Origin of the sequence: Dyadobacter soli (assembly GCF_900101885.1) — a bacterium.
GTDB classification, from domain to species: domain Bacteria; phylum Bacteroidota; class Bacteroidia; order Cytophagales; family Spirosomataceae; genus Dyadobacter; species Dyadobacter soli.
Genome location: NZ_FNAN01000007.1, coordinates 156,360 through 174,448, shown reverse-complemented (window position 1 = coordinate 174,448; position 18,089 = coordinate 156,360). Strand labels below are relative to the sequence as shown.

Annotated in this window: 17 protein-coding genes; 11 read left to right on the top strand and 6 right to left on the bottom strand. The window is 47.0% G+C overall.

Going from position 1 to position 18,089, the window contains the following annotated elements:
- The first annotated feature begins 6 nt into the window (after nt 1-6).
- From BLQ88_RS12915 to BLQ88_RS12895, 5 genes are all read left to right on the top strand, one after another.
- The gene (locus BLQ88_RS12915) at nt 7-1,821 is read left to right on the top strand and encodes a RagB/SusD family nutrient uptake outer membrane protein (protein ID WP_090150231.1); all 1,815 of its coding nucleotides are present in this window, start codon (nt 7-9) and stop codon (nt 1,819-1,821) included.
- A gap of 51 nt (nt 1,822-1,872) precedes the next feature.
- Nucleotides 1,873-2,883: a glycoside hydrolase family 43 protein gene (locus BLQ88_RS12910; RefSeq protein ID WP_229212691.1), complete on the top strand. Its 1,011-nt coding sequence runs from the start codon at nt 1,873-1,875 to the stop codon at nt 2,881-2,883.
- 141 nt (nt 2,884-3,024) lie between these two features.
- A complete protein-coding gene (locus tag BLQ88_RS12905) occupies nt 3,025-4,113 on the top strand; it encodes a Gfo/Idh/MocA family protein (RefSeq protein ID WP_090150226.1) in 1,089 nt (362 codons plus the stop codon).
- A gap of 3 nt (nt 4,114-4,116) precedes the next feature.
- Nucleotides 4,117-5,178: an endo-1,4-beta-xylanase gene (locus BLQ88_RS12900; RefSeq protein ID WP_090150223.1), complete on the top strand. Its 1,062-nt coding sequence runs from the start codon at nt 4,117-4,119 to the stop codon at nt 5,176-5,178.
- A gap of 109 nt (nt 5,179-5,287) precedes the next feature.
- A complete protein-coding gene (locus BLQ88_RS12895) occupies nt 5,288-5,725 on the top strand; it encodes a hypothetical protein (RefSeq protein ID WP_090150220.1) in 438 nt (145 codons plus the stop codon).
- Between the two features lie 39 nt (nt 5,726-5,764).
- On the opposite strand, the gene BLQ88_RS12890 is transcribed toward BLQ88_RS12895, so the two are convergent.
- The 6 genes from BLQ88_RS12890 to BLQ88_RS12860 all read right to left on the bottom strand — a co-directional run bounded on the left by BLQ88_RS12890 (nt 5,765) and on the right by BLQ88_RS12860 (nt 11,482).
- Complete coding sequence (locus BLQ88_RS12890) at nt 5,765-6,235, bottom strand: hypothetical protein (RefSeq protein WP_090150217.1); 471 nt, start codon at nt 6,233-6,235, stop codon at nt 5,765-5,767.
- A 1,133-nt stretch (nt 6,236-7,368) separates the two neighbouring features.
- Complete coding sequence (locus BLQ88_RS12885) at nt 7,369-7,704, bottom strand: YegP family protein (RefSeq protein WP_090150214.1); 336 nt, start codon at nt 7,702-7,704, stop codon at nt 7,369-7,371.
- A gap of 806 nt (nt 7,705-8,510) precedes the next feature.
- Entirely contained in the window at nt 8,511-9,164 is a 654-nt protein-coding gene (locus tag BLQ88_RS12875; RefSeq protein ID WP_090150208.1) for a hypothetical protein, read from the bottom strand.
- A gap of 28 nt (nt 9,165-9,192) precedes the next feature.
- Nucleotides 9,193-9,636: a hypothetical protein gene (locus tag BLQ88_RS12870; protein ID WP_090150206.1), complete on the bottom strand. Its 444-nt coding sequence runs from the start codon at nt 9,634-9,636 to the stop codon at nt 9,193-9,195.
- 119 nt (nt 9,637-9,755) lie between these two features.
- Nucleotides 9,756-10,211, bottom strand: a complete 456-nt coding sequence (locus BLQ88_RS12865; RefSeq protein WP_143016839.1) for a hypothetical protein — start codon at nt 10,209-10,211, stop codon at nt 9,756-9,758.
- Nucleotides 10,212-10,330: 119 nt separating this feature from the next.
- Nucleotides 10,331-11,482: a hypothetical protein gene (locus BLQ88_RS12860; protein ID WP_090150201.1), complete on the bottom strand. Its 1,152-nt coding sequence runs from the start codon at nt 11,480-11,482 to the stop codon at nt 10,331-10,333.
- A gap of 130 nt (nt 11,483-11,612) precedes the next feature.
- On the opposite strand from BLQ88_RS12860, the gene BLQ88_RS12855 reads away from it, so the two are divergent.
- The 6 genes from BLQ88_RS12855 (at nt 11,613) to BLQ88_RS12820 (ending at nt 18,055) form a co-directional block, all read left to right on the top strand.
- Nucleotides 11,613-11,900 carry a hypothetical protein gene (locus BLQ88_RS12855; protein ID WP_090150198.1) on the top strand — a complete coding sequence of 96 codons (288 nt, stop codon included), beginning with the start codon at nt 11,613-11,615 and terminating at the stop codon, nt 11,898-11,900.
- Nucleotides 11,901-11,959: 59 nt separating this feature from the next.
- Nucleotides 11,960-12,247: a helix-turn-helix domain-containing protein gene (locus BLQ88_RS12850; RefSeq protein ID WP_090150196.1), complete on the top strand. Its 288-nt coding sequence runs from the start codon at nt 11,960-11,962 to the stop codon at nt 12,245-12,247.
- A gap of 21 nt (nt 12,248-12,268) precedes the next feature.
- Complete coding sequence (locus tag BLQ88_RS12845) at nt 12,269-12,832, top strand: hypothetical protein (protein ID WP_090150193.1); 564 nt, start codon at nt 12,269-12,271, stop codon at nt 12,830-12,832.
- A 952-nt stretch (nt 12,833-13,784) separates the two neighbouring features.
- A complete protein-coding gene (locus BLQ88_RS12830; protein ID WP_090150184.1) occupies nt 13,785-14,402 on the top strand; it encodes a hypothetical protein in 618 nt (205 codons plus the stop codon).
- A 44-nt stretch (nt 14,403-14,446) separates the two neighbouring features.
- Complete coding sequence (locus tag BLQ88_RS12825) at nt 14,447-16,921, top strand: virulence-associated E family protein (RefSeq protein ID WP_090150181.1); 2,475 nt, start codon at nt 14,447-14,449, stop codon at nt 16,919-16,921.
- A gap of 375 nt (nt 16,922-17,296) precedes the next feature.
- Nucleotides 17,297-18,055: a hypothetical protein gene (locus BLQ88_RS12820; protein WP_090150178.1), complete on the top strand. Its 759-nt coding sequence runs from the start codon at nt 17,297-17,299 to the stop codon at nt 18,053-18,055.
- Nucleotides 18,056-18,089 lie beyond the last annotated feature (34 nt).

The window sequence follows — 18,089 nt, the reverse complement described above, 5'->3', positions numbered from 1 at the left end:
CCGACTATGAAATCCATCAAAATATTCGCGACAGCCGGTATTATCGCATTGCTAAGCTCCGGTTGTGAAAAAGTACTCGAAGAACATCCTCAATCCCAGATCGTTCCGTCGTATTTCAACAGCCCGTCGGGTGTGCTCGGCGGCATCGCCGGGGTGTACAACGACATTCGCAGCCAATGGGGCACCGAGGGCTTCACCGTGGAAATGCAGGCCGGTACCGACGAGTTTATCCAGGGCCTCAGCGCCGGCACGCCCATTCCTTACACTTACAACGGGTTGAACGGCAGTAACTTCGGCTCGGCCTGGGGCATTGCATTTCAGGACATTAATACCTTGAATGGCGTGCTGCAATACGGCCAGACCATCGATCTCCCCGATGCGACCCGGAAGCAATATTTGGCGCAGGCGAAGTTCCTGCGGGCGTTCTGGTATTTCTACCTCGTGCAAACCTGGGGCGATGTGCCTTTGCATACCGAGTTTATCACCGTGCCCTCGCAGGCAGCATCGCGGCAGCCTGCGGCGCAGGTTTATGAGTTGATTATTAAAGATTTAACCGAAGCTGCGGCCGATCTGCCCAACCAGCCGACGGCTCCTTTCCTGGGCAAGGCGGCTACCAAACCGGTGGCGCAATTCCTGCTCGCGAAAGCCTATCTTACCCGCGGCTGGCTGAACAATACCGCGGCCGATTTTACCCAGGCGGCCGCATTGTGCGACGATATTATCGCCAATAAGTCGGCTCATGGGCTGGATCTGTGGCAGGATTACGGCGATGCATTCGTACCGGCGAATGATTATGGTAAGGAAACGATGTTCGTGAGCGATCACGTGCTCGATCCGAAATATGGCTATTACAGCGTGGGTGCCGCAGCAGGCGGTGGCGCGGCGCAGAACCTTTCGCCCTGGTTTACCAACTGGAATTACCCCAATAACAGCGGTATCAACTCCATCAAAAACGCCGCCGGTGCATTCGTCAACAACGGTACTTCGGGTATGATCCGCGATTCGTACTATGGCCGCCCGTACATCCGCATGCGCCCGAACTCCGACAAATGGCCTACCGGGCCGCGCGCGGGCAAAAACTATTTCCTCGACCAGGCCTTTACCACGCGTGACGTCGATTCCCGTTTTGCCAATTCGTTTTACACCGTTTACATTTCAAATACCGCCATTACCAATGCGGCCGACGCTGCCAATAACACCCGGGGCATCGGCTACACGACCGTGGTGGGCCGGGACACGGCCGTATGGCTGCCTGATTACGAAGTGCCGGGCGCACCGCAGTTTATCGGCAGCAGGCCCTTCAAGGGCATTGTAGTGCCGCCGAGCCTGTGGAACAATGGTATTTTCCCTGCATTGAAAAAATTCATGGACCCAAGCCGGGGAGCGAACTTCAACGATCCTTCTACGCGTCCGTGTGTGCTCTACCGCTTTTCGGACGTGTACATGACCGGCGCCGAAGCCCATTTCAAAGCCGGCGACGCCGCGAAAGCCGCCGCTTTGATCAACGTTGTGCGCCAGCGCGCCGCATTCCGCAAGAGCAACACCACCGCGCAAAATGCAGCAGCAGCTACCGCCATGACCATCACCGCCGCCGAAGTCACCCTCGACTTTATCCTCGACGAGCGCAGCAGGGAGTTTTTCGGTGAATGGCAGCGCTGGCACGACCTCGTACGTACGCGCTCGCTCGTGCGCCGCGTGCAGGAGTGGAACCAGGAAGCGGCACCTTATGTGAAGGATTTCAATATGTTAAGGCCAATTCCACAGTCGCAGATCGATAGAGTCGTGGATGGTCCTGCTTTTCCACAAAATTCCGGATATTAAACCATCACCCATTCAATTGATATGACCCGCAGCTTTTTATCCGCCGGATTAATGGCCCTGGCGATCGGCGGCATCGGCCTGGAAACCGGCTTTTGCCAGGTGAAGCCGTTGATCAGCGATGTGTTCACCGCCGATCCGTCCGCGCATGTTTTCAATGGCAAAATTTACATTTATCCCTCCCACGACATCGAGGCCAATGTGCCGCAGGACGATGAGGGCGGGCATTTCAATATGCGCGATTACCATGTGTATTCGATGGACGCCATCGGCGGCAAGGTAACCGACCACGGCGTTGCGCTCGATTTGAAAGACATTCCCTGGGCGGGGCGGCAACTCTGGGCGCCCGATGCGGCATTCAAAAACGGTACTTACTACTTGTATTTTCCCGTGAAGGACAAGGAGGATGTCTTCCGCATCGGCGTGGCTACTTCCCAATCGCCCGCAGGGCCGTTCAAAGCCGAACCTAAGCCGATTCCGGGCAGTTACAGCATCGATCCGGCTGTTTTTACCGATACCGACGGGCAGGGTTATATGTACTTCGGCGGCATCTGGGGCGGGCAGTTGCAACGCTGGCATTCGGGCAAGTATGATAAATCGCTTTCCACGGACCTGGGCAAAGGGCATGAGCGGGAGCCTGCATTGAGCGCCAAAGTGGCTAAAATGAGCGGTGATATGCTCTCCTTCGCCGAGGCACCCCGCGATGTACAGATCCTCGACGAGCACGGTAAGCCGCTCCTTGGCGGCGATCACGACCGTCGGTTTTTCGAAGGGGCCTGGCTGCACAAGTACAATGGTAAATATTACTTTTCGTACTCCACCGGCGACACGCATTTGCTCTGCTATGCCGAAAGCAACTCGCCTTACGGGCCGTTTACGTACAAAGGTGTGATCATGAAACCCGTCGAAGGCTGGACGACGCACCATTCCATTATCGAGTTCAAAGGCAAATGGTACATTTTTTACCACGATACGGAGATTTCTGGCAAAACCCACCTGCGTAATGTGAAGGTACGGGAGCTGGTACGCAGCGCCGACGGGAAGATTCAGACGATTACACCGTGATAGCGCGATCGTCCCGATCGTGCCCTACGGAAATAATAATGCTGGATATTTTGGTAAAACAGATACCGGTACGGGCTTTTAAAGCTACACAGGCGCATTCGTGCCGGGTATCTCACCTAAAAGCATTCAATCATACAAGCTATGCAAATCGAAAGACGCGATTTTTTATCGACATTGACACTCGCCGGGGCGGCTACATTGTTCTCCGGCAACCCGCTCATCGCCGCTACTTCCCCGAAAAAGGACAAACTCGGCATTGCCCTCGTGGGCCTCGGTTATTACAGCACCGACCTCCTCGCACCCGCGCTGCAACTCACCGAAAAGTGTTACCTCGCGGGCATCGTTACCGGCACACCTTCCAAGGCGGAGGCCTGGAAAACCAAATACAACATTCCCGACAAGAACATTTACAACTACCAGAATTTCGACCAGATCGCCAAAAACCCAGATATCGACATCGTGTACGTGGTTTTGCCGCCTTCGATGCACCGCGAATATGTGGTGAGGGCTGCGAAAGCGGGTAAACACGTGTTCTGCGAGAAGCCTATGGCGCCGTCCGTCGCCGATTGCGAAGCGATGATCGCCGCCTGCAAAAGCAACAAGGTAAAGCTCGCGATCGGTTACCGCTGCCAGCACGACCCGAATATTCAGGCTTATATGAAAGTGGCGAAGGAGCAGAAGTTCGGCAAAGTGAAAATGGTCAACAGCGCGGCTGGGTATTTCGACGCCCGCACCGATCACTGGAAGCAGAAGAAGTCGCTCGGGGGCGGTTGTATGGGCGATATGGGCGTGTATGCATTGCAAGGCGCACGCCTGGCCACGGGCGAGGAGCCGATCAGCGTGATCGCCCAGGCCTCGACCACCCGGCCCGAGATCTACAAGGAAGTGGAAGAGACGATGATGTTCATGCTCGATTTCCCGAGCGGGGCGCGCGCTGCCTGCCAGACGAGTTTTGGCATTAATATGAACTACCTGCAAGTGAACTACGAAAAAGGCTGGGTGAAAATGGAGCCGCAGTCGGGCTACAATGGAAACAAGGGCAGTATGTCCGACGGCACGGTCATCAACTTCCCGATCAAAAGCCAGCAGGCCAAGCAAATGGACGAGGATTGCCTGGCCATAATGAACAACACCGACCTCATCGCTCCCGGCGAGGAAGGTTTGCGCGACATTCGTGTGGTGGAAGCAATTTACAAGTCGGTAGCGACCGGCAAAAGCGTTAAAATATAGGTTATGCAAAAAATTAAGCTGTTTCTGGTGCCGCTGCTGGCTTGCAATGCCGCGTTCGCGCAGCCAAAAACTTTAAAGGAGGCTTATAAAGACTATTTCCCTGTCGGCGTGGCGGTGGCCCCGAGGAATCTCTCGGGGCCGGAAGCGGATCTGATCGTGCGGCAGTTCAGCAGCATTACCCCCGAAAATGCCATGAAAATGGGCCCGATCCATCCCGAGCCCGATCGCTATGCCTGGGAAGCGCCGGACGCCATTGTCGCATTCGCGCAGAAAAACGGCATGAAAGTACGCGGGCACACGCTGTGCTGGCATAACCAGACGCCGCAATGGTTTTTTACCGACGCCGCCGGCAAGCAGGTAACCCGCGAAGTACTCCTCGAACGCCTGAAACAGCACATTACCGATGTCGTGGGCCGATACAAAGGCCGCATTTACGCCTGGGACGTCGTGAATGAAGCCGTGCCGGATACTGGAAAGGCCATTTACCGCCAATCGAAGTTTTACGAGATAATAGGGGAGGATTATATCGAAAAGGCATTCGAATACGCCCACGCCGCCGACCCGGCCGCGCTGCTTTTTTACAATGACTACAATACCGAAAGCAGTACCAAACGGGAGAAGATTTTTCAGTTACTCAAAAAACTGAAAGCGAAGAATGTGCCCGTGCACGGTGTGGGCTTGCAGGGGCATTGGTCGGTGTACGAGCCGAAGGAAAGCGAGCTGCAAGAATCGATCAGCCGGTTTGCGAGCCTGGGCCTGGCCGTCCAGATTACTGAGCTGGACGTTTCGATCCACGCCAAAGAACACGGCCGCCGCGAGATGACCGCCGACGACAAATCCGTACTCACGCCCGAGCTACTTTCAAAGCAGGCGGCGCAATACGAAATGCTTTTCAAAACATTCCGAAAAAACCGCGGCGTACTTACCGGTATTACCTTCTGGAATGTGTCCGACAAATCGACCTGGCTGGACAATTTTCCTGTGCGCGGGAGGAAGGATTATCCGTTGCTGTTTGACGAAAACTTGCAACCGAAAGCGTATTTTAATCGGATTGTTGATTTTTAGAATTAATTGGAATAGTTAATAGTATAACGGTGATAAATGTGCAATGCGATCGATAGTTTTTGCATATATTGCCTGCTAAACTCACCTATTTATCTATTTTCAATATTTTATGAAATCAGTGTTCTTTATTTGCGCTTTGTTTTTAGTTTCCTTTTTTGCCCAGGCCCAGACTGCCGGCCTTGATTCAGCGGCAGTCATTCAGAAAGATCAGCTTTTTACACTTGCACCTGCCGAAAATTTGTCCGTAAAAGGGCAAGTCGATGCCGAAAAGAATTACAAAAAGTACAAAGGCGCCGCCACCGGGACGCTGATTGCTAGCCTTGTATCCCCGCTCGTCGGACTGATCCCCGCGATCATCACTTCATCCACCACCCCTAAACTCGAAAACCTGGGTTATCCAGACGAAAACCTTTTCAAACAAGCCGATTATCACAACGCTTATACAAAAAAGGCCAAACGAATTAAGTCGGGGAAAGTGTGGAAAAACTGGGGGATTGGTTTCGGGGTAAACCTTGTGCTGGTATTGGTGATTGCTGCGGGGCAATAATAGGGAAGAGGGGGCCGAATGGCCCCTACATTTATTTCCTTACAGCCTTTTCATTAAAACATCACCCTGATAACTACCTCCTTCGAATGTCTCTTTAATGTTAGCATCCAGATGCTTTCCTGCGAGTTCCGCTGTAATTTCGACATCGGAGGATTGAACCGAGCCTTCGATAATTGATTCCACTTTCTGTTTTATTTGGAATTTGTTTGGTTCAGTTAGTTCAATATTGTCGAAAATTACTTTTCGGGGTGGTATTGAATCGATATATTCCTGCCATCCATCTCCATCGAAGACCGTTTCTTCATCATGAGTCAGCCGAATCTTTTTATCGGATAATTTATCAATTGTCCAGCGAACCGTAATAGTTACGTTGATATCGTCAAGAAACTCCTGGGCGTTTTTTGTCTGATAAACTCCAACGAGATCGCGAGTTAGATCAGGAGATGGGTCGTTGTCTTTTTTACAGGACAGGACAAGGAATAAAATTGCAGGAAGTAAGTATCGGGTCATAGTGAGACAAGGTTGTAACTGATTATTGTTATGGCGGAGAGATTGTTTCCATCGTGAAAATCATACTTAATCCAAGAGGTGTGTAACTGAATCACAGGGAACGTGAGTGACGGATAGTGACGGGATATTACCGGCGGGAGTCATTGTAGTAATACTAATTTTAGCATAACATAATCCAGTACGACGATCTTTAAAGTAAGTAATACTTGCTTTTGAATCATCGTCTATTTTAGTGGCCTTTTCACAGGATGCCCCCAATAAGGAAATTAAACACGATAGAAAAATCCGAGAGTAGTATAAAAATTTCATTTTGATAAGGAGGGTGGTGGTTACATCGGTAATCTTATCAAAATCTTATTAAATATCAAAATAGGATAGGTATATTCTCCTGAAATTGATCGTCTCCGCTTTCAAAGCCAGGTTTCCTTTTTATCTTCGCCCGCCTCGTTACAACTAGCAAACGGTTTCAATTCAAAAACCCCTTAATTTGCATCAAATAAGCTATTTTTTATTCTTCATTATATCTCAACATTTACTATGACAAATTCCCGTCGTAAATGTGTCTTTATTAGAGAAATATGCGTTTTGAGTGAATGGAGGCCTATTTTTTAGGTTGTCCGGTTTCTTTCACAATGCGATTCACAATGAAAAAATTGAGTTATAATATCTACAACAAAAAGGCCCGACGTTTGCCGGGTTTCTAATAGGATATGAAATGGTGCCAGTAGAAGGGGGATCGAGGTGAAATATGGATGCGTCTCATCAATCCTGTGAGATGATTTTACCCAATCCGGTATTGAGAATCACGGTCGCCAATATATGCGATTACTCAGTTAGGTCTCGAAAGAGTTGTTCCTGCAAGGCTAACACTTGGGATAGGTGTAGATTCCGGAGTCTTCGGGCACCTCCAAGCGACACTGAATCGAGTTCAGATATATGTTTATTAGCCAGCGCGGTCCTTTCTCGTTCATATCTACTCAGTATGTCGAGCTTTTGGAGGTTAGTTTTCAATGAGTCTGCTGGTTAAAGTTAGGCGTAATCACAGCAATAATCGTTCCACACTTCTATATAGTCGCGTGAAATAGTAAAGCCCGACGTGTGCCGGGCCTATTCAATAAAGTGATCTAGTAGTGCTATGACACTGTTGAGTCCTCGACGTCTTGTGTCTGTCCATTCTTTTTAACTGATTCGATGCCATTCTCCATTCCGGCCTTCGACTCGTAGGCCTCGCTTACACCGATGACCTGGCCGTTACTCGCTTTCAAATTGAAGCGCCAGCGGCCTGTGCTAGCCTCTATGCGTTCATACCGGCTGTCTTCTTGGGAGTTTTTACGAACAGACTCAATTCCGTTCATGCATGAAGCTTTTGCGCTATATCCTTCACTGGTCAGGATCACCTGGCCATTGGAGGCTTTGAGATCGAACTGGAATTCTCCGTCTTTGCGCGTTTTGACTACGAATTTTGCCATGGAGTAAATGAATGATGGTTTGAAAGCAGTAAAGGGACAGTATACGTCGTTTCTACTTGACATTGCTCTTCAACAGCATATGAATTTGTATGCCTTGGATATCCGGAGAGTGATTTTTGAGGAAAACGACGTATGCACAATGCAAGTCAACGAAAGGCCCGACTGGTGCCTGGCTTTTGAGGGCATATTGTATCGGTGCCGGGTGTGAGAGGAGTGGAGTGTTACAGAGATTGAATTGAGATTCCACGTTAGGCGATTGTTGATGGAACGGAAACAGCGAAGGGGAGGTAACAACACAGTGTAGAATCGCCCCTGGGATGATTCAGGTCAGAACCCGAATGTTTCCGTTGATTTGTAGGTTTACACTAGGATTTTCAGAACCTTATCATTTTCGTACAAATAATTATTAACCTTTGAGGTCAAAATCAGACTTCACATTCTCTAAATTTCTGTGTCGCTCGATGTTAAGGTGCTCACCAGGAACTCCTCTTAGTGCTAATGCCTTCTAAGCAGTAGGTCTTGTGTTCGAATCACAACGAGATCGCTTCAAAATCAAGCACTTAGATTAACTTCTAAGTGCTTTTTTGTTGCAATAGGATCTGGGTTGCAATACATTTTGCAATAGTCACATTGCAATATAAGCGAAAGGCTTGCTGGTGTACGTGACGCCGATCTGACCATTTTCATGGGACTTGCAATAGAAATACTATTGCAATAAAAAAGCCCGACGGGTGCCGGGCTTCAGAGAGTATGCTGTATTGTAAAAGGATAGTGAGTGAAGTTTATCCGCATACAGGGACGATTAATTATCTCGTCCCGGATTGTAAAGTTTCCCCTTTGATTTCGTTCAATGCCTTTTCCACTTCCTTCCTACTTAGCTTTCCCGCTGCTGATTTGTCGCGTGGAATGCTATTTAAATAGGTGGGTAATTTTTCTGCGAATAAAACACTTATGGAGTCTGCAGCATACTGTACCCTTTCCTGGGTGGCTCGTTGGCCCATCGAAACGCTGTCTCGAAGTTCCTTAACCTTGTTGGTTAAATCCACATTTTTGTAATCGGTAGTCGCGACTCCGTAATAGTACCCCAGATACCAAACGGCAGAAACTATAGTTACACATAATGGCACTAGCCAGTTATTGTCAAGGCGGTACAGCACGTTTGTTTTCTGTGGGGCGTATACACCTTTGATGTCAAGTGTCTCTATGCAATTTGCAAGGAATACTTGGGTGGCAGCAACATGGCGGTCTCGTCTAAGATTGTATTCATCGGTATATTCATTGAGGCCCTGATGCAAGGCGAACGTGAAGCTTGCGATATGCTTAAATTCTTGTGATTCTGACCCAAAGATTTTTTCAATGTATGATGCGGTCTGGGTGATCCATGCCTGGTTCCAGTTTGATCTTTCTGAAAGCTTGTAGCTTTGGTCCTGAAGTAACCTTTTTGCTGTCTGAATATTCATTTTTTAAACGAAGCGATATTATCCTATACTACCTTCCTTTGGTAAACTCTTTTCCTGCCAATTCCGATCTTGGGTCAGATGGCCGAAGCCTCTCGAAAAGGATAATTTTGCTGCGACCAATCTTTTCGATTCGGTAAACAATTTTAACTGCTCCCGATTCGGTCTCCGCCTCCATAATGCCGTTTTTGATATTGATTTTATAGGAAGTGGTGGTGAAAGTAGGGGCGGAAATGGTTTCGTATTCATTTACCGCGACTGATGACCCCATATAAGGCCTTTCGGCTTGAAAAGAAATAGTTTGAGTCCAGTACTTGCTACCCTTTCCAACAAGGCTATATGTCCATTTGCCGGGTAAGATTTCTGCGAGTTCTTTATCATCCACAGCCCCGGCAAGGTCCGGGGCAACATTGTCTTTGGAGCAGCCGCAGAAAAACAGAATGGTAATAAGAGGGTATAATAGAATTTTCGACATTTGATTGAGGGGTTGAGTGTATCTGTATTAATATCACAATACCCTCAAATATCAAAGTTGTTTGATATTTGAGGGCGCCCGGGAGCTTGATCAGGGCCGCCAGTGTTGGACTAAAATTTTTATTTCGAGTATTCAATACTTAAGTTTGGAATGCCGTTGGACACCCGGATCATCTCACGGAATGTGTACACGTACATATCGCCTAAGTTTCCTTTATTTTCGATGTCATATGCCGAATCGTCGGCGAGCTCGATAATGGCTTTCCCCCTTATTCTTAATTTGTTTTTGACCAGCAAAAAGGTAAACCGGGCGCTCCATGCAAACTTTATATTTTTTTCTTTCGTCTGAATCATGCCCAAATCCGCGTTCATATTGTCAACTTCGTAACCCTTGTCGATGATATGGGTCACCAATTCCGCCAAGTGTTCTTTTTGTGATCGAGTGCTATCCAAAGTGAGGACAATGGTTTTTGTTCCTCTTGGAATTTTGGATACCTGCGATTTAAGTTCTTTGTCGGATTGTGCGTGACAGGTCAAAGAGACCAGTGAGATGACAACAACAAAAAAAGTTTTCATTAATAATCGGGTTCAGTTTGAGTTTGAGCCCGAACATAACCTATTTCTATCGGCCGATCAAATATTTGTATCCGCTTGACTGGGTGATTTTATTGAATAAGTGTCGTTTCTATCCCTTGTTAAATTCTGTTTTTTTTTCTTGGGTAGCGAGTCAGGGCCTCTATTTCATATATTTCTAAAATGTCTTCCGTAGAAATGGTTAAATCTGGGTACACTTTTCTGTCGGCATTTGCTGCTTCTAACACAAGATTCCCTTGCCGGTCGATGGTCTGTACTTTTCTAAAATAAACTTCCGATTTACTTACTACGATAACTTCTCTGACCTGCAACAGACTTATTGTCCTTTTTCGCCATTCTACGCGCCTTCCCGTAACGACATCTCCCTCACGTATCCCTAACCCTTCCTCAGAATTCAAAGCATTATCATGGGCTACAAATGACCTGTAAACTCCAAATTTAAACGAATCGAGGGTAATAGAATGCCGGTCGAACAGGTCTATTTCACTGATGTCGTCCCACATCTCAATATAATACTGAAATTCTTGATCTCTTAGGGGCGGGATATATGGAGTGGTGATTAGATACCTGGAAGCGAATGGGCCATAATCACGAATTTCGGTTGATTGGTCTTTCTGTATTAAGTCAGCCGCTCTTGCCAGGTCATTAGACAATTGCTCGCTAGTTAAGATTGAGTCAGCTTGTAAGTCAAATATTCTAGCGCGCTCTAGTAGATTCTCCATATTTTGAGGCGTTTCTGCAATCGAGGGTAGCCCAATTCCAGTGAGTAGCCATTCGAGATTTATATCCTCAAAGACAAAAGACACCCGTCTGATGATCGAGTCTGACACTGGCGCATCTCCTGTAATGAATGCGGTGACTTGATCAGCGTCCAATTTCAGTACGTCTTCGCAAACATGTAAGTAAGGCAGTCCGATATGGTTTATGTATTGGGCGATTCTGTTCGCTACTCCCGATTTTATTCCCTCTGGACGATTGATAGCCCATGCGGCGTCGGGGTTTTCTGGCTTTGCCATTTCACCTTCGCCGGATATCAACCAGTTAAGGTTAATTTTTTCAGAAAATTCTGATTTTACGAAATTCTGAAAGAAGACGAATGACGGATTAACCTTTCCGTTTAGAAAGTCGTAGATGCTTTGGGCACGTGTGTATCCAAGTTTTCGGGCAAATTCCTGCGGTGAAATGACCTGATAATCAAGAATTTGTGCTAGTCTTTCAGAAAATGTTGAATTATTTTTCAGAGAATCTTGCATAATGCAGAATATTCGTATTTATATTTGTATCCAAGGTCGATTTGATACAAATATACAGAATATATTGTTTTGATCTCAATCTGCCTTATTAAACGGTGAAAGTAAGCAAAAACTAAACAGAAAATTCAGTATGAAAGGACTTGAGAATGAGAAAGCTTTTCCGATCCTAGTGAAGGAGGCGTTTTCAAAGATCAACGAATTTGCCGGCGGCAATTCCTTGTTTTATAGTAAATTTTTTAAATCAAGGGCTGTGGTATCTTCTTGGAAGTCTGGCAAAGTAAAACCGATGCCAGGCGACATTATTGAATTCATTTCCGTCTCAACGGAAGTTATTAGGGAATGTCAGGCTTTGCGATCAAAAGAAGAGGAGCGGCAGCATGAACTAATCAGTGAGTTTAATGCCTTAGTGTCTGCTTAAAATCTAAATTACCGACCTACGCTATAAGCTATAGATTTCCTCCGCCCAACTACCGACCAATGTCTAATATCCTCGACGAAATAATGGACCGCCTGAGCGGCTTCGATGTGAAGCTGGACCGCGCTATTGAATCCTCCCGAAATGAGCACGGACTCAACAAATTCGAGTACGTCCGCGCAGAGGAAGCTGCCTCTATGCTTGGGGTGTCACTGCCTACAATCAGGCTTTACACCGCCTCGAAAAAATTACGGCACTACAAACGAGGTCACTATGTGTATTACAAAATAGCCGACCTGAATGAGTTTGTTGAAAAAGGCCGAATTGAACCCAAAAAAGCATTTACTTAACCTTAACCGTTTTTATCTGAAATGGACACTTTACAACCTGGGGCACCTTCGCAAGTTGGTCCCGACAAGGAAAACGACCTCAATTATTGGAAACGGAAAGCGGGAGGGCTCGCTGACCAGGTAGCCTCCCTTACACGTGCAGCAAATGAAGCCACGCAGGCCGGCTTTAAGGCGAAGTGTTTCTTAGCTGAGTTAGGATACCATCAGGACATGGTTGCGTTCGAGCAGAATAGCCCGGACATTGAGGATTGGGAGGCCGCATGGCGCGAGCACTACGCAAAAAGGGTTCTGTATCCGCGTGAGTTACCCGCGGCTGTGCCTACTCGAAAATCTGATTTGGAAAAAATATGCCGCCGTTTCATTGGGCACGAGGGCGCCGGCGAAGCCACCAAAATACTGAACGAGTTGACAAGTGCGTACATGTACCAAGAGCTTCGCAACTCTAACCTTGTCGACGTGCCATCGTTGGAGGACTGCCTTGCCAAGGTTGATTATGCGCATACGCTGGTTAATTTCCTGGTCGACGTCTGCGACGAGCTGGAAGTAACGAGTTGTCAAATCGAATTCACCCAAGCTGCTGCATAATCGACGATCATGACACCAAAACAAAAAGCCATTGAAAGCGCCTACGGCGGAGCATGGGGTTGCGTAAAAGCGGTGACTTCGGACGGATGGGCATTGATAGTGCAATTTGGGAGGGCTTCGTCCAACAGGTGGGATGCTTTCGGTTTCTCCGAAGATGAGATTGAGACCAGAACCAATGGCCGAGACGTATATTGGAGGCCGGTTGAACTAAAAGGTTTAGAAAGTAACCATGGATGGCGCCGATTTGACGAGCATCTGCCTGCTAAGGATCAGTTCGTACACGTGTTGCAGTCGGGAAGGTTCTATGTCGGGAAAATCACAATATTCGAGTCTGAGAATAACTATTACCTCCGAACTTATTCCCATTGGATGCCCGTCGAAGAGATGCCCCTTCCAATTTATTGACTTTTAAAATCCTGTTTATCTTATCGACAATGAAAGCAAAATCATTCAGGTGGTTGCAGTTGATAACTGGCATCCACTACGTTCACCATATCCAATATTCTTGTGGATGGGTTCACAAATTGTACCCCTTTATCGGATATTTTCCTGGATACAAGAAGTTGTTCAGTCAACGCAAAGCGAAAGCCTGGAATCAGATTTGGCCCGAGGAATGCCACGATTCAACTTGGACCGGTATCTACTAACTCCCTTGCCTTCGCGCCGAAGCAGTTTTTCCAGGATTGCTCTACAAGTAATTAAAGTCATCTAATTCTTCTCCAATTATGCTATTATCTAAGTTGCCTCCCGGTTTGCGGGAGATGGCGCAGTGTCGCCAAATAGATTACCCAATGGGTAATCCGAAAGGGCCAATATCTCATCTCGGGTCCGCATTCGTTTGGGACTGGACGCCAGAAGGGTTTGATTTTTGGAGTAATATAGCCCTGGGCAACTATTCGGTTTACTGCGGGTGCAAAGTCACGAATTTGAAACTGAAAACAACGGTAACGCCATGAAGCCGTTCTATCCTTTACCTCAGGAAATTCCGCTGCTCTTAGAGGGAGTTCAGCGGGCCTTGGTTCGGCCGTTGAGCCAGCAGCCGCATGGCAGAATCAATCAGGTGCTTCAAAACGGAAAGCGGAAGGATATTTATCTGCTTGTCGATGCCGACAACTGGGATAACAACGTTTGTGAAAGTACGCCCTTCGATCAAGCCGGGACGATCCTGTGGTGCCGGGAAACATTCTCAGGTTACAAGCAAATCGGGGGTAGGTACGTCCGTGAGAAACTTCACTTTAAGGCGACGGAGCCTGATTTGCCGGTCAGTCGCTGGCTTTTGCCTGTCATGATGCCGATTTATGTTAGTCGACTTTGGCTCGAAGTATTAGAGATTAAAGTATGCCGGCTAATGGATCTGACGCATGAAGAAATGTACGAGTCGGGAGTCCGTATAGCGGACTCGTACAGTCGCGGGATGGCCACGGATGAAGGCAGTGTGGAGGCTTTTAATTGTGGCGATGGCATCAGGCGTGTATTCTACGAGATATACGACGAGAGATTCGGAAAGAGGGAAATATCGAACCCTTGGATTTGGTATGCTGCGATCAAGAAAGTAGACGCTCCTTCGTAGCTGGCCCAAAGACACCTCTTCATTCAACTTTTCAATCAAACAAAATGGATTTATTAGATATTGCCATAGGCAAACACCTGAATACAAAAACTTGGCAGAATAAGCAGGTGAGCGTCGAGACTTTGGCAAAAATGTGCTCTACGCCAGTCGTAACGAACGAAACGTATGCTGCATACTTGAAGATGCCAAAAGAGGAACAGGACAGGCTCAAAGCTGTCGGCAGTTTTTTTGGTGGGTATTTGCCCAACGGGGTCAGGAAGAAAACGAATGTTTTGCATAGGTCGATTATTACGACGGATTTAGACTTCGCTGACCTTCGATTCATCGAAGATTATGAGATGCTATTCGGATACGAGGCTATAATTTACTCGACGAGAAAGCATTCATCAGAAAAGCCTCGGTTTAGGCTTATTCTTATTCCTGACAGAGACATCCCGCCTGACGAATATGAGCCTGCGGCGCGTAAAACCGGTGAAATGTTTGGTATTGAGCAGTGCGATCATACTTCTTTCAGGGTGACCCAGTTTATGCACTTGCCGTCAACCAGCAAGGACGGGGAATTTATATTTAAATACATTCCTGGACCGAGAATATGCGTCGATGAGGTTCTCGGTATGTATAGGAATTGGAGAGACCAGAGCGAATGGCCCGTCACAAGCAGGGAAACCAAACAGATCAAGGACGCTGCATTCAGGAAGCAAACTCAGCAGGACCCGCGTGAAAAAGCCGGCTTAATTGGGCTCTTTTGTCAGGCTTATCCCACTGTGGCGGATGTCATTTATGAGTACCTGCCTGATGTATATGAAGAAACAGATATGCAGGGAAGATGGACCTATAGGGCTGGCAGCGGGCATGCCGGAGCTGTTGAATATACTGAGGGCCTATTCCTTTACAGTAACCACCTGACAGACCCCGCGTATGGCAAGCTTTGTAATGTGTTGGATTTGGTTCGAATTCACCTGTACGAGTCGATGGATGCCAATGTATCCGAGGATACCCCGATTAATAAAAAGCCTTCGTTCCTTGCAATGCTGGACCTTATAAGGAACGATCCCAAGGTGAAGGCGTTGAATGCCGCGGCAAAGTTTGCGGAGGCGGGGGTTGACTTCGGGCAGCTAGAAAGCGGGGAGGAATTGGCCTGGATATCCAAAGCAGAATTCGATACCAAAGGTAGATTTATCACCTCGCCCCATAACATCGAGCTCATTCTTAGGTCAGATCCAGCATTGAAAGGGCGTTTTAAATTCAATGAGTTTTCAGAGCACATTAATATACAAGGCCCAGTCCCTTGGGACTCAGTGCCGGGAATCCGTCAAATAGCTGATAATGATGTTAAGGGGCTTCGAAACTATTTGGGGAAAAACCCTTACAATATTAAGCGAAGCCCCATAATCGATGATACCTATCCGTTGATAGCAAAAGAGAATCAGTTTCATCCAATCAGGGAGTATTTAGTAGGCCTACAATGGGATGGCATCGCGCGTGTAGACACGTTGTTAACCGACTACTTAGGCGCCGAAGATACGCCACTTGCACGCGCATTCATACGTAAGACTTTATGCGCGGCGGTGACGAGGGTTTTCCGGCCAGGGGCTAAATTTGACTACATTTTGACTTTGATAAGCACGGAAGGAACCAAGAAAAGTACATTAGCAAAGTCACTAGGGAAGGAGTGGTTCTCTGAGACATTTAACTTTTCTATGCTGCACGGGGGGAACGGCGTTCGGGCGCAAGAACAGGTGCGTGGTGTTTGGATTATCGAAATTCCAGAGATGTCAGGGCTTAACAGAGCTGAGGTTGAGGCAGCAAAAAGCTTTATTACGACGACTGTGGATCGATATCGGGTGACGCGAGGGGAACACCAGTCCTCATTCAAAAGGCAGTGCGTATTTATAGGGTCGTCAAATAATGAAGAATTCTTATCGAGCCAAACGGGTAACAGAAGGTTTTGGCCTGTTGTCGTATTCGTAAATACGCCAAAGAAGACTATTGCGGGTGAGTTTCTTGACCCATATGAAGTTGACCAAATTTGGGCAGAAGCTTTTGTGCTACATAAAACGGAGCTGCTGTATCTAACCCCGGAGTTGGAGGCCTTAGCGCGCGAAACTCAATCTGACCATACTGTTTCGGATGAGCGTCAAGGACTAATTCACAGATTTTTAGAAATGAGGTTACCGGACGATTGGGATTCTATGGAGCCTGTCCAGCGTAAAATATATTTCGAATATGGGGATGCGTCAAAACCAGGGCTCGCCAAGAGAAACCGGGTTTGCGCCGCTGAAATATGGGTGGAAGCCCTTGGGGGGTCAATAAAAGACATGTCCTCCCAGAACACCCGATTCATACATAACATAATGCGAAAGATGACGGGATGGAAACCGTATAAATCCAAGACTGTATTTAAAGTTTACGGTAATCAAAAAGGGTATTATCGCACGGGTTCTGAAAATCCAGTGCGCGGAGCCGTGAGCGAAATAGGGGCAGACGGGGCGACTAGGGTAGCCTTCGGCAGTTTTTAAAAATTCGTAATTAGTTGAAAATCAGTCTATTGGTAAATTTTAACTACTTATACTGCCGTTAATTATATAATAACATAATATTTAAATAGGGGTAGGTTATCTATATCAAGTATAAATAACTGTTGCCTATGGAGAAAATATGTCAATATGGAAATTAACGGCAGGTAGCGCGTAACGGTAGTAGCCGCTTTATTTATTAGCAGGTTGAGAAATCAATTTTAGGTAAATTAAGGGCACAACTATAATACTTTTTGAATTAGACTAATTGATTTTTTACGGCTATCAGAAATATCGGCATCATTTGGAACATATCCACCGCGATTAGATCCCGGATTGCAACTTTACATTTTCACTTAATTCTAGATCCCCTCAATAATGAAGAAAGAACAAATCAAGAATCTATTTTTAGGTCAAAGAGTTTGGGTTATCAATAAGCAGCTTCCTGGGACAATTTTTGCCGTACACGATCTGTATGGCTCTCCAAAGGTGGACATCATGTTGGATCCCCATAGAATTTTCAAAAACGGTAAGCGTATGTATCTTGCGTCACCTGGAAACCTTAATGTCTCACCTTACATTGAAGGGCAGACTATCCGGGTAGACGATAGACGTGTCGGCTTGATCACTGAAATTAGGCCGTCTGTAAACGGTCGATTTTGGTACACAACGCGGCCTTGCGAGGGAGCTAGTGATGATGATGAAATTCGAACATACCCTAGCCATGAATGCAATATCGAGGCTGTAACAAAGCCAGTTTTCAATATTACGGTAAGGCCTCTTATCAATTTCCCACCATCTACCCCCGATTGGGAATCAAAATTAATTCGTAAAACTGGAGGGAGACCGGAAGGGTCTATCTCGAACCATTTGCTGATTCTTCAAAACGATTCAAAGTTGGCCGGCAAAATAGCTTTTAACCGACTGACGCATTGCGAGGATGTTATCGGTGAACTTCCATGGAAACGGGACCTGTATTCCATGGCTTGGAACGATACGGACAGAGCATGTCTGCGGCATTACCTCGGAGTCAAATACAAGATATCAAGTCGAGGATTGGAAATCGCTTTCTCTGTCTCTATGCAGCAGTATGCATTTCATCCAGTGAAGGATGCTATTCGATTCGAACCGATTTAAAAAAGAAACGGGAGCCTCGAAGCTCCCGTTTCTC